This is a genomic window from Phocaeicola faecicola, assembly GCF_013618865.1.
In the GTDB taxonomy this organism is placed as follows: domain Bacteria; phylum Bacteroidota; class Bacteroidia; order Bacteroidales; family Bacteroidaceae; genus Phocaeicola; species Phocaeicola faecicola.
Genome location: NZ_JABSOE010000088.1, coordinates 1 through 12,261, shown reverse-complemented (window position 1 = coordinate 12,261; position 12,261 = coordinate 1). Strand labels below are relative to the sequence as shown.

Annotated in this window: 11 protein-coding genes; 2 read left to right on the top strand and 9 right to left on the bottom strand. The window is 44.0% G+C overall.

The window, feature by feature from the left end; translation table 11 throughout:
• Positions 1–91 precede the first annotated feature (91 nt).
• The 9 genes from H3001_RS17445 to H3001_RS17410 all read right to left on the bottom strand — a co-directional run bounded on the left by H3001_RS17445 (position 92) and on the right by H3001_RS17410 (position 8,713).
• Positions 92–310, bottom strand: coding sequence for a hypothetical protein (locus H3001_RS17445; RefSeq protein ID WP_181215615.1), 219 nt, complete (start codon positions 308–310; stop codon positions 92–94).
• Positions 311–367: 57 nt separating this feature from the next.
• Positions 368–988, bottom strand: a complete 621-nt coding sequence (locus tag H3001_RS17440; protein ID WP_181215614.1) for a YiiX/YebB-like N1pC/P60 family cysteine hydrolase — start codon at positions 986–988, stop codon at positions 368–370.
• Between the two features lie 336 nt (positions 989–1,324).
• Positions 1,325–1,846 (bottom strand): very short patch repair endonuclease, encoded by a 522-nt coding sequence (locus H3001_RS17435; protein ID WP_181215613.1) that lies wholly within the window; start codon positions 1,844–1,846, stop codon positions 1,325–1,327.
• A gap of 395 nt (positions 1,847–2,241) precedes the next feature.
• Entirely contained in the window at positions 2,242–4,179 is a 1,938-nt protein-coding gene (locus H3001_RS17430; protein WP_181215612.1) for a heavy metal translocating P-type ATPase, read from the bottom strand.
• A 135-nt stretch (positions 4,180–4,314) separates the two neighbouring features.
• A complete protein-coding gene (locus H3001_RS19335; RefSeq protein ID WP_317170792.1) occupies positions 4,315–4,788 on the bottom strand; it encodes a CDP-alcohol phosphatidyltransferase family protein in 474 nt (157 codons plus the stop codon).
• Positions 4,712–4,915: a CDP-alcohol phosphatidyltransferase family protein gene (locus tag H3001_RS19330; RefSeq protein ID WP_219915893.1), complete on the bottom strand. Its 204-nt coding sequence runs from the start codon at positions 4,913–4,915 to the stop codon at positions 4,712–4,714. The genes H3001_RS19335 and H3001_RS19330 overlap by 77 nt, the downstream gene beginning before the upstream one ends.
• Before the next feature lie 109 nt (positions 4,916–5,024).
• Positions 5,025–5,840: a lysophospholipid acyltransferase family protein gene (locus tag H3001_RS17420; protein WP_181215611.1), complete on the bottom strand. Its 816-nt coding sequence runs from the start codon at positions 5,838–5,840 to the stop codon at positions 5,025–5,027.
• Between the two features lie 96 nt (positions 5,841–5,936).
• A complete protein-coding gene (ftsH, locus tag H3001_RS17415; protein WP_181215610.1) occupies positions 5,937–7,775 on the bottom strand; it encodes an ATP-dependent zinc metalloprotease FtsH in 1,839 nt (612 codons plus the stop codon).
• A gap of 59 nt (positions 7,776–7,834) precedes the next feature.
• Positions 7,835–8,713: an AraC family transcriptional regulator gene (locus H3001_RS17410; protein ID WP_181215609.1), complete on the bottom strand. Its 879-nt coding sequence runs from the start codon at positions 8,711–8,713 to the stop codon at positions 7,835–7,837.
• A 400-nt stretch (positions 8,714–9,113) separates the two neighbouring features.
• Between H3001_RS17410 and H3001_RS17405 the strand changes: the two genes are divergently transcribed.
• Both H3001_RS17405 and H3001_RS17400 read left to right on the top strand, forming a co-directional pair.
• Positions 9,114–10,622 carry a 4Fe-4S binding protein gene (locus H3001_RS17405; protein WP_181215608.1) on the top strand — a complete coding sequence of 503 codons (1,509 nt, stop codon included), beginning with the start codon at positions 9,114–9,116 and terminating at the stop codon, positions 10,620–10,622.
• A gap of 16 nt (positions 10,623–10,638) precedes the next feature.
• Entirely contained in the window at positions 10,639–12,024 is a 1,386-nt protein-coding gene (locus H3001_RS17400) for an aldo/keto reductase (RefSeq protein ID WP_181215607.1), read from the top strand.
• The last annotated feature ends 237 nt before the right edge of the window (positions 12,025–12,261 follow it).

The window sequence follows — 12,261 nt, the reverse complement described above, 5'->3', positions numbered from 1 at the left end:
TAATCCAATATCTGTGTGGGCAGTACAATACTGGCCAACATGCTCAAATAATCGTTTTCCATGCTGTAAAGTAAAGAACTATTCGATTAGATTACAAATTTATCCCCACTAAATTTCTACTGAGCCCCTCTTGTGCCTTAGCGGCATCTGTTTCAGAGAGTTTGACTCCTTCTACGAACTCTTCATAGTCTTTGTCGCTGAGTGCTGACATGTAATGTTTCAGTGCAGCTCCAGGTGTGCTCGGAGTACAAGATACCATGGCAAGAACCGCTACCAGCATCAATCCTAAACGAATCAGTTGTTTCATCATAATGTTTACGTTTTAAAGTTAATAGATATAAAAGATTAAAAAATAAAAGGTCTGAATTTACGGAAAAGCATATTGTATTTTCAACCGTTTGTTAGCGACAATATCGTCGGGCATCAGGTAGGTCCCGCTCATTGAAGGGACATTAATCTGTGTGCGCCTGCCTTCCGAAAGGCAGATACCTGCTTTCTGGTAAGCAAACTCTACAAGTTCGGTACAATACATCCGTAACGTATCGTTCAGGTTGTAGTCATGGTCAAAAAGAATTCCTTTTTGTGACATCTCCCAGGCGATGCGTGCAGCCTTTGAAGCGGCGAGGGTATCTTCCGTGACTCGTGCAATGATGCCGCGAACGGCTCGGTCGTTGGCAAAGAAGCGTGATAGCGAGTCCGCCTTGACACGGTCAACGTCCCCCTCGAAATCAGGTTCGTCGGGAACTGCATGGATGACGAACCATTCATTGTCAATCTTTTTCAGTATTCCCACATGCGAATACGTCCCGTCGTTGCTGGCAGTGGTTACGATATGGCTCAGGATTCCGGTGCCGCGCCGAAATGCGAGATTTCCGTCCGCCAGTATTCCGACAGGTATCATCCGCTTGCTCTTTACCTTCGTATCGTTACAGGATACGCATAAATAGGGGGCAAGTAGAGTGAGAAATATGTGAATTAGTGTTTTCATATATGAGCAAAGGTAATCATTTAATTTTTTTATCAAAATCTGATAGCTGATTTTGTTTATCTTTTTTATGTATGATGCACTGATTCTTTTGTCTGATGACGGGCAGATTGATGGGCTTTAACGTACTTGTCGGTCCTTGGTTTTATTGAATTTATAGTCTGACTCCTCAGTATTTGGATAGCTTGCTTTGTCCGATTGTGTTGTATGTTTTGTATGAAATCGTGATTGCTTGTCGTGAAATTTTAGAATCGTAACTTCTATTTCTTTCTGTGCGGAGAATGACCCATAACGGAGGCAGCTATAGAATATGTTTTATATGGAAGTGGATAAGGGAGACTATTTATCAGACGAAATGAGTGCATAGCCATTCTGCATCTCTTCTGCTGCCATGAGCATGTCCTCCTCTTCGTTTATGGAGTAGCTGACCGTATGGTCTTTCAAATAAATATGATTAAGCGTATATTCCAGCGAAATAAGAGTTTGTTCTCTTTTTTGAGGTTTTAAATCACATTCCCATATTGTAATGCAGTGCCATCCCATTTGGGCAAGTTCTTTTTGTACTCTTTCATCGCGTGCAATATTACGATTGATTTTGTTTGTCCAGAACTCTGTATTCGATTTGGGGATAACGTAATATTTACACCCTTTATGTCCGTGCCAGAAACAGCCGTTGACGAAAATACAAGTGTGATATTTCCTTAAAACAATATCCGGACGGCCGGGAAGGCGTGGATGGTTCAGCCGGTATCTGAATCCATGGGAAAACAAATACTTTCTGACTATCATTTCCGGTTTAGTATTGGCTGAGTGTATGGCAGCCATGTTTTTATGTCGCTGGTCTTTAGAAAGAATATCCATCGGGCTATGTTTACTTCTTATTCAGATTTATGGTTATTGTTTCTTATGTTTCTGCTGGTCTTTTATTATAAAATCTGATTAATGGGTAAATATAACGATTATTTGTCTGATATAAAGAAAAATTCTGTTTTTATTAAATGAAGAGATCTTTTGTGTCTGCTGGATGTTATGGTTGAATTTACTTCAGCACGAACGTAATAAGTTTTTGTTTTGTTTGGTGGATGTTTCTCGTTATTCCTTGAAGATTGGAATGCCTAAAAATTCTTGTGGCTAAAAACTTTGCCGCAGTTGCTTTGCTTATACAAGAAAAATGATTCTGATATAAGCACGGACAACTGCGGTAAAGTTTTCTTATATTTACATAGGTGTTGGATTTTCTGACGATTACCGGCATATCAGTTTGTCTTTAATGCACGCATGGCATTGAAAACGGCCAGTACGGTAACCCCTACGTCGGCAAATACCGCCATCCACATTGTGCCGAGTCCGACGGAGGCGAGCAGCAGAATGGCAATCTTAATGCCAATGGCAAATCCTACATTTTCACGGGCTATACGTATTGTGCGGCGTGAGATACTGATGGCTGAGGCTATCTTGGAAGGGTTGTCATCCATCAGTACGATGTCGGCTGCTTCTATGGCTGCGTCACTGCCGAGTGCACCCATGGCAATACCGATATCTGCACGTTTCAGTACAGGGGCATCGTTGATGCCGTCACCTACAAAAGCAAGGGCCTTGCCCGTACGATTTTCTGCAAGCAGCTGTTCTACGTATTTTACTTTATCTGCAGGCAATAACTCTGCGTACCATCTGTCTATTCCCAGTTTCTCAGCTACATTGGCCGCAACCTCTTTTCTGTCTCCGGTGAGCATGACGGTCTGTTCCACTCCCAGCTTTTTGAGTGAGGGTATTGTCTGAAAACTCTCATCTTTGATGCGGTCGTTGATTACGATATGGCCTGCATATTTCCCGTCGATGGCTACATGAATAATGGTTCCTACACAAGAACAGTTTTTCCATTTTATTCCGATGCGGTTCATCATCTTCGTATTGCCCACATATACGGCTCGTCCGGCTACATTGGCCTTGATGCCTTCGCCGGCGATTTCTTCCACTTCCGTCACTTTGCATCCATCGTTCTTTTCGTCGGGGAATGCCGAGCGGAGAGCTTCTCCGATGGGATGAGTAGAGTAATGCTCTACGTGCGCCGCAAGATGCAGCAGTTCTTTTTCATTGAAATCTTCCGGATGTACGGCTTCTACGGCAAATTCTCCGTGGGTGAGCGTACCGGTCTTGTCAAATACCACGGTGTTTACTTTCGCGAGCACATCCATGTAACTGCTTCCTTTAATGAGAATACCTTCGCGCGAGGCGCCACCCAGTCCGCCGAAGAAAGTGAGAGGTACACTGATGACCAGAGCACAGGGACATGACACAATCAGAAAAATCAGTGCACGGTGCAGCCAGACGGGGAAAACATCCATGAAGGCTGCTGATGTGCATAACGGGGGAACGAGAGCAAGCAACAGGGCGGCAATTACCACAATCGGGGTATATATTCGGGCGAAGCGGGTGATGAATGATTCGCTTCTTGATTTCCGGGCATCGGCATGCTCTATCAGACCGATGATTTTCGATACGGTACTTTCTCCGAAACTCTTGGTGGTTCTTACGCGGATGACACCGCTCAGGTTGATGCATCCGGACATGACCTCGTCATCGGTTTCTACCATACGCGGCATGCTTTCTCCGGTCAGCGCAATGGTATTCAGCGAAGAACTGCCTTCTGTTATTACTCCGTCCAGTGGAATCTTTTCTCCGGGGCGGATAACGATGTTTTCTCCTACCTTGACTTCATCGGGAGAGACGGTGAGGAGGCTTCCATTCCGTTCTACGTGGGCTGTATCCGGGCGGATGTCCATCAGATGGGAGATGCTGTCACGGCTTCTGCCTTCTGCATAGTCTTCGAACAGTTCACCAATCTGAAAGAAAAGCATGACAAACACGGCCTCGGGAAATTCCGTTTCAGCCCCTGGGAGAAAACCGATGCAAAGGGCACCGACGGTGGCCAGGGACATCAGGAAATGCTCATTGAACCAATTGCCTTTGGCGATGCCTTCGCCGGCTTCTCTCAGGGTGTTGTAACCGATAAGCAAATAAGGAACCAGATAGACAGGCAACAATTGTAGGGCTGTCAGGTTACTGTTTTTCTCTATCAGGATTGCTCCCGTAAGCAATAAGGCTGCAACGGCTATGAGCATAATCTTTCCTTTTGATCCGCCATGGCTGTGGTGATGAGTATGGCCATGTGTGTGACGATGATTTTCTGCCATGATTCAATGCTTTAATTGTTTTCTGAGGCAAAGGTAGGATTATCCTCTTGCAACCGGGTTGCATAAGAGCTGTCTGTGGAAATCTGTCTGATAAATCGCCCCGACAGAAAGGGCGTTACCGTCCGGCCGTTACGTTTAACATGGAGGATCGATTTTATTGTAATCCTTAATGTCATTAATAATCGTCACTACATACATTGTCAGGAGTATGAATAGCACGGCAATGCCCATTAGGTCAAAGGAACTCAGGATAATTTCCTTTCCACCGTAAGAAAGAGGCAGTGTGAAACTGTGCAAGGCATGGCTGTAGATGTAAAGGGTATTGACAAGAATAGCCACTACTCTGAATTCTGTAGGACCTAGTTTGGCATAGGTCAGTTTAAATTCTTTTTTCAGATGTGCATTGATACTTACATTGACGGTGAGCATCAGATAGACGATAAAGAGGAGCATGGACAATTCAAAATGAATGAGTGTGGAGACTCCTAAACCGATGAAGATGAAAAATTCATTTATGATATCCATGGTATGGTCAAGATAATAGCCAAATACAGGGCGTTGTCTGTTTCTTACTCTGGCTAATGTGCCGTCGAGTGAATCCTCCTCCATACCAGTTGATGACGAATCCCAATGAACTTACCCACAGGTAATTCAGGTTTATCTGTGATAAGATATATCCCAGCGATATAATGATTGCTCCCATCATGCCTATCACTGTAAGGATGTTCGATGTCATCCATTTAGGCTGTCGGTTGGCTAAATAGATTAAAGCCTTTTTTTCTACCCCATTAAGAATTGATGTCTGTATTCTTGTTGAGGCTTCTTTCTTCTCTTTATTCATAATTCTATTTTAATTTATACACTTTTTCTCTCAGGTAATTCCCGAATTCTTCTATATCCGGATGAGCATCCTGCTGCTCCGGCGTGATGATATCTCCCAAAACAAGCTGCACGGGCTTATCCTTTTTATTGAACAGTTCCGAAGGTAGTTTTAGCAGTCTGATTTTCCAGTTCAATAACCCCAGTCCATAGAACAGAGCTGAATTACCTCCCGGAAATCTTATCGGCAAAATGGGTACGTGCAGTTTTTTTATAAGCCGTATCACGGCTTCCTGCCATTTTCTGTCTTCTACACGCCATTTCTTCCATTTAAAATCCGAAATAGCTCCTGAAGGAAATATGCCGACAGGATGGCCCGAGGCTACGTGCTTCAATATTGTCTTCACTCCCTGTATACTTTCTTTTTCCGGTTTGATCCGTTTGCCTCCTTTGGGTATTACCTCTATGAAATTATTATCCAATGTGGTAATTCTCTTCAGCACCTTGTTGACCATTATTTTGTAGTCCTCCCTGAAGCGTCCTAGAAAATCGATAAGGACCAGTCCGTCTACACCTCCATAAGGATGATTGCTTATCGTGATAAATGCACCGTCATTCAAGGTACGGATGCTTTCCAGTTTTTTTATTTCATAGGTGATACCCAAATCCTTCAGAATGGCATTCGTGAAGTCCGGGCCTTCCAGAGACTGATGTTTGTCGTACAGCTCATTGATGCTGGATACACATAGAATTTTCATAAGCTCTCTGGCCAAGGCTTCTCCACACTTCCCATTGAAGAGAGTGGAATATTCCTGCAAGTCACTGATTGTCAAAACTGGCATACTCAATCGATTTTTGTTACATGATATGTGAGAATTCCTTTTGTATTACTGAGGGCAAGTCTCAGTGGATACTTTTCCCCTGCATGTATCTTCCTGTTATTGGCGGTTTAATATTTCCATAAACTCATCTCCCGTAATTGTTTCTTTTTCCAGAAGAAATTCAGACAGTTCGTCCATTTTCCTGCGATTGGCTTTGATGATTCCGGTTGCCTTATGGTACGCCGTTTCAATGATCTCCCGTACTTCGCTATCGATATCAGAAGCCGTGGCAGGTGAACATGAAAGCGTGGTGTCCCCTCCCAAATAGGCATTGTTGACCGTTTCAAGTGCCATCATTCCATATTTTTCGCTCATGCCATAGCGTGACACCATGGCTCTTGCAAGACGGGTGGCCTGCTCAATGTCGTTGGAAGCCCCGGTCGTTATTATGTCAAATACAACTTCCTCTGCTGCACGTCCACCTGTATATGTGGTAATTTTATCCAATAGTTCCTGTTTGGACAGAAGAAACTGTTCCTGGCTGTCTACTTGCATGGTATATCCTAATGCACCGGACGTGCGGGGAATGATTGTAATCTTGTGTACCGGTGCTGAATGTGTCTGCATGGCCGCTACCAAGGCATGTCCGATCTCATGGTAGGCGATGATTTTCTTTTCCCTTTCGGATATTACCATACCTTTTTTCTGGGCACCGGCAATGACAGTTTCTACTGATTCCTCCAAATCTGAAGTGCTTACACGTTTTTTCCCGTTTCTTACGGCACGCAATGCAGCCTCGTTTACAATATTGGCAAGTTCCGCACCGGATGAACCAGCCGTAGCCCTTGCTATCAGACCGACATCTATGGAGTCATGTTTTATGCTTTTCAGATGTACATTAAGTATGGCTTTTCTGCCTTCCAGGTCGGGCAGGTTCATAATGATTCTTCGGTCAAACCGGCCTGGACGGAGCAGGGCATTGTCCAGACTTTCCGGACGGTTGGTAGCTGCCAGAATAACGACTCCTTTTTGTCCGTCAAAACCATCCATTTCGGTTAGTAACTGATTCAAGGTTTGTTCCCTTTCATCATTGCCTCCCATCGGGCCGGAGTTCCTTTTCTTGCCGATAGCGTCTATCTCATCGATAAAGATGATGCAGGGTGCTTTTTCTTTGGCCTGCATGAATAGGTCCCTGACTTTAGCAGCTCCCATGCCGACAAACATCTGTACGAAATCCGATCCCGATATTGCGAAGAACGGGACTTTGGCTTCTCCGGCAACAGTTCTGGCGATTAATGTCTTTCCGGTTCCCGGAGGGCCGACGAGCAGGGCTCCTTTGGGTAATTTTGCTCCAATTGATGCATATTTTGCGGGATTGTGCAAGAAGTCAACGATCTCACTCAGACCTTCTTTGGCTTCTTCCTGGCCGGCTACGTCTGCAAAGGTTGTGTTTACCTCTGAATCGGCATAAATCTTTGCCCCGCCGTTGCCGAAAGACATGAAGTTGCCGGAAGCAGCTCCCATCTTTTTCTGCATCAGGTGACTCATGCCTCTCCAGATCAGGTAAAATACCAGTGCAGGCATAATCCACATCAGGAAAAAATCGGTGAGCGGAGAGTTGTCCTTAGGGATTTGTTTATTGAAAACGATTTTTCCGCTTTCGTTGTTGCTGCTTGCTTTCAGCAGTCTTTCCACGAGACCGGGATCATCTACGGCACCTGTCTTGAAATAATGCTGCTTTCCGTCTTCTTTCGTCGCAAAATAGATACAATTTTGGTCAATGCTGACCTCCTGCACATTCCCTTTTTCTATGTTTGAGATGAATGTACCGTAGTCTGTCTCAATAATCTTTTTGTTCAGAACATATGGAAAAACGAACGAGTTCAGGATGAGTACAATCATTAACCCGTAAAAAAGTCCGTTCCATGAAGTGATTTTTACTTGTCTCTTTTTCATATTTTTAATGTATTTGGAAACCGATAGCTGGAATATAACCGCGCTACTGGTTATTTGTGTCATGACAACTTATATTGCTTGGGAGACATTCCTGTCAGCCGCTTAAAATATTTTCCAAAAAAGGACGGAGAGGGGAAATTCAGTCTGTAGGCAATTTCCTGTATCGTATATTGAGTATGTTTGATCATAGATTTAGCTTCGAGTATCACATATTCGTCGACCCATTCCACGGCAGTTTTACCGCTATATTCTTTGATAAGTTTGGAAAGATAATTTGCGGTTATGCCCATTTTTCCGGCGTAGAAACTGAGGCTGCGTTCTGTGGTATGATGTTGGGCAAGGAGTTCTATAAAGTATTCAAAGATTTCTTCGTTGTGTCCTTTGGCCGGTAAATTGGAGTCCGTATCTTGAAAACGTTGTACGATGCTATTCAATTTACAGAACAGGGATTGCAGCAGACCTTCTATTATCGCCTCTTTCTGTTCTTCCTTGCTTAGAATGATGTCTTCAAGCAAAAAATAATATTTCTCCAAAGTCATTAACTCTGCATATTCCAATGATACAAAGGGGACTTTCTTTGCGAAGACATAGAGTTTTATCAGATCATTCAACTTGATGTTCATCTTCTTCAAGAAAGAGGATGATATGATAATAGGATGGATTTTCAGGTTTTTCATGTTGCTTATCTGAATGATATTTTCCGGTATATTGAAAGCTAATATACCGGGATACATCCTGTATTTATGGAGATTGATCTGGATGTCGGCTTCACCATTGACGCAAAATACCAGCATAAAGGCATCCAGACGACATGGAGCTTCGAAGAAATTGTCTTTTATTTCTATGTTGCTCGATAAAATGATGTCGTCTTCTAATACATTCATTCCCAGTCCGGAGTCTTTTAATTGTTTGACTGAAATATTTTCAACAGTATTCATAAATCAGTATATTTTTCAGCAAAAATAGCCTTATTGAAGAACTGAATCAAGATGCATTTCTGTCAATTCTTTAAATAGAACATCTTATTCTTTTATGCGGCTATAATTTTTTATGGACTGAAGTTTCTATATAGGGATGGAGAGCAGATTATATATGAAAAAGAAGGGATGATTTTTAAGGGGTATTTGTGATACGGAAATACAGAAATTATTTATTTTTGCGTTTGTATTAATACTGGTTTTCTCCGGACTTTTACAGTTGATGAAAAACAGGGAATCAGTACGTTGGGGAATATGGTCTGGAAGTACGGAAACATTGTGACCGGCATACAAACAGCTCGGGGCTTCCGGAAGATCATTAATGAATACAGACTAAGTTTATAAGATATATTTTATCATTATGCTACGAAAAATAAGATTGACATTGGCTGTCCTCTTTTTTCTGGGAGTCACATTGTTGTTTCTGGATTTCTCCGGAAGCATACATGCGTGGCTGGGATGGATGGCCAAGATTCAGTTCCTGCCTGCTATACTGGCGCTGAACGTGGGAGTTGTCTTGGCACTTGTGGTATTGACTTTTGTGCTGGGACGTGTATATTGTTCGGTTATCTGTCCGCTTGGAGTGATGCAGGATATCATTTCATGGATAAGCGGGAAAAGAAAAAAAAAACAGTACCGCTTCTCTTATTCGCCTGAAAAGAAGGTTTTGCGATATGGCATGTTGGGCGTGTTTGTCGTAGCCTTGCTCTCGGGAGTCGGTTCACTTGCAGCCTTGCTTGCTCCATACAGTTCTTATGGACGTATCGTACAGAATCTTCTGTCTCCGGTTTATCAATGGGGAAATAACCTGCTTGCCTATTTTGCCGAGAGAATGGACAGTTATGCATTTTATGAGACCGATATCTGGATGCGCAGTCTGCCGACCTTTGTCATTGCAGCCATTACTTTCATACTTCTTGCAATATTGGCCTGGAGAAACGGTCGGACGTATTGTAATACAATCTGTCCGGTAGGTACGGTCCTCGGCTTTTTGTCACGGTTTTCTTTATTTCGAATCACGATAGACGAAAGCAAATGCAATGCCTGCGGCTTATGTTCACGGAAATGCAAGGCGGCATGTATTGATGGCAAGGAACATCGGGTAGACTACAGCCGTTGTGTGGCATGTATGGACTGTATTGATACCTGCCGGCATCAGGCTATCACTTATCGGTGGGTGAGAAAGAATGAAAAAAATGTGGAAACTGGAAAGAACGATCGGGTAAATACCGGTGGAATAGATGAAACGCGCCGCTCGTTCTTTGCGGTTACTGCCGCATTGGCCACTACAGCTGCCTTGAAGGCTCAGGAAAAGAAAGTGGACGGTGGTCTGGCGGTAATCGAAGATAAGAAAATTCCCGAACGGTCTACTGCGATTGTTCCTCCGGGGGCATTGAGTGCCCGCAGTTTTGCTCAGCATTGTACCGCGTGCCAGTTGTGCGTTTCGGTTTGTCCTAATGGCGTACTGCGTCCATCAACTGACTTGACTAAGCTGATGCAGCCTGAAATGTCTTATGAACGCGGTTATTGCCGGCCCGAATGTACCAAATGCAGTGAGGTCTGTCCGGCGGGAGCCATACGTCCCATTACTGTGGCTGAGAAATCATCGATACAAATCGGTCATGCGGTATGGGTAAAAGAAAACTGTGTACCGTTGACTGATGGGGTTGAATGCGGGAACTGTGCCCGTCATTGTCCTACAGGAGCCATACAGATGGTTGCTTCCGATCCTTCGAATTCAGAATCTCTGAAAATTCCGGTGGTTAATACCGAACGTTGCATTGGTTGCGGTGCTTGTGAGAACCTCTGCCCGGCACGTTCTTTTAGTGCGATTTATGTGGAAGGCCATGAGGCGCATCGTATTGTCTGATTAAAAAGATTTGTATATGAAAAAAGATAAGCATAAAGAAATGTCCCGTCGGGATTTTTTCAAAATAGTGGGAAGCGCCGGACTGGTTGTATCTGGGCTTACTGGCTGTAACGGAAAAAAGAGTACGGACGATAAGGCTTCAAAGGCCCAACTGGGGGAGATGACGTATCGTACGAATCCTAAGACTGGGGACAAAGTTTCTCTCCTTGGATATGGGTGTATGCGCTGGCCGACCCTTCCGGGAGGGGATGAGCCTATGGATCAGGAAACCATTAATGCGCTGGTGGATCATGCCATTGCACATGGAGTGAATTATTTTGATACATCTCCTGCTTATTGCAAGGGGCGTTCGGAACGGGCGACTGGTATTGCTCTTGCCCGCCACCCGCGTGACACGTATTTTATCGCTACCAAACTTTCTAACTTTGCTCCTTCCACCTGGAGTCGGGAGGCGTCGATCGCGATGTACCGGAACTCCTTTAAGGAGTTGCAGACGGATTATATTGACTATCTGCTCTTGCATGGAGTCGGTATGGGGGATGATGGGATGGAGACCTTGCGTGCCAGGTATATTGATAACGGGGTGCTTGATTTCTTGCTTGAGGAACGTCGGGCAGGCCGGATCCGTAATCTGGGATTCTCTTATCACGGGGACATAAGGGTGTTTGACTATCTCCTTTCCAAGCAAGAGGAATATCAGTGGGATTTCGTACAGATTCAGCTTAATTATCTGGACTGGCAACATGCAAAGGAGATTAATCCTCGCAACACGAATGCAGAGTACCTGTATGGGGAACTGGCAAAGAGGAATATTCCTGCCATTATTATGGAACCGTTATTGGGAGGACGTTTGTCTAAAGTGCATGATCATATTGTGGCCAGACTCAAGCAGCGGGAACCGGATAGGAGTGTGGCCTCCTGGGCTTTTCGTTTTGCAGGGACGTTCCCCGGGGTGCTGACTGTCTTGAGTGGCATGACATACATGGAGCACCTGCAGGATAACTTGAGCAGTTTTTGTCCGTTGCAGCCGCTAACTGGGGAGGAAATGCAGTTCTTGTATGATACGGCTGATTTGATGATGCAGTTTCCTACCATTCCTTGCAATGACTGTAAGTATTGCATGCCTTGTCCTTATGGTATCGATATTCCGTCCATATTGTTGCATTATAACAAATGTGTGAATGAGGGCCATATGCCGGAGAGTCGTCAGGCTGAAAATTATCGTGAGGCGCGCCGTGCTTTTCTGATCGGGTATGACAGAAGTGTTCCCCGGCTGCGCCAGGCTAACCATTGCATCGGTTGTAACCAGTGTGTTCCTCATTGTCCCCAGAATATTCAGATTCCGGAGGAACTGCATCGGATTGATCAGTTTGTAGAAAAATTAAAACAAGGTACGTTGTAAATATGAGGTGAAGCCGGGAACTTAAGTGTCCCGGCTTTTTTTATAATGTGGAAAAACAGGATTTTGGGAGCATCCTTAATAGCATCTTAAGTTTCAAATAGAGAAGAATAATATAATAGAGTTTATATCGAATAATTGATTAAAGCGTTCTTTGACTTATCTTTGTGGTCTAAAAAGTTCAATTGATGTATTATGACAAGATTCGCCACCGTCATAGCCAAGTGCTTGCAGCGACAG

Bases quoted from the DNA above. Each gene is read 5' to 3' on its own strand.
- H3001_RS17430 (WP_181215612.1), bottom strand. From the start codon at position 4,179: ATGGCAGAAAATCATCGTCACACACATGGCCATACTCATCACCACAGC.
- H3001_RS17440 (WP_181215614.1), bottom strand. From the start codon at position 988: ATGAAAACACTAATTCACATATTTCTCACTCTACTTGCCCCCTATTTA.
- H3001_RS17420 (WP_181215611.1), bottom strand. From the start codon at position 5,840: ATGCCAGTTTTGACAATCAGTGACTTGCAGGAATATTCCACTCTCTTC.
- H3001_RS17400 (WP_181215607.1), top strand. From the start codon at position 10,639: ATGAAAAAAGATAAGCATAAAGAAATGTCCCGTCGGGATTTTTTCAAA.
- H3001_RS17405 (WP_181215608.1), top strand. From the start codon at position 9,114: ATGCTACGAAAAATAAGATTGACATTGGCTGTCCTCTTTTTTCTGGGA.
- H3001_RS19335 (WP_317170792.1), bottom strand. From the start codon at position 4,788: ATGGAGGAGGATTCACTCGACGGCACATTAGCCAGAGTAAGAAACAGA.
- H3001_RS17410 (WP_181215609.1), bottom strand. From the start codon at position 8,713: ATGAATACTGTTGAAAATATTTCAGTCAAACAATTAAAAGACTCCGGA.
- H3001_RS19330 (WP_219915893.1), bottom strand. From the start codon at position 4,915: ATGACATCGAACATCCTTACAGTGATAGGCATGATGGGAGCAATCATT.
- H3001_RS17445 (WP_181215615.1), bottom strand. From the start codon at position 310: ATGATGAAACAACTGATTCGTTTAGGATTGATGCTGGTAGCGGTTCTT.
- ftsH (WP_181215610.1), bottom strand. From the start codon at position 7,775: ATGAAAAAGAGACAAGTAAAAATCACTTCATGGAACGGACTTTTTTAC.
- H3001_RS17435 (WP_181215613.1), bottom strand. From the start codon at position 1,846: ATGGATATTCTTTCTAAAGACCAGCGACATAAAAACATGGCTGCCATA.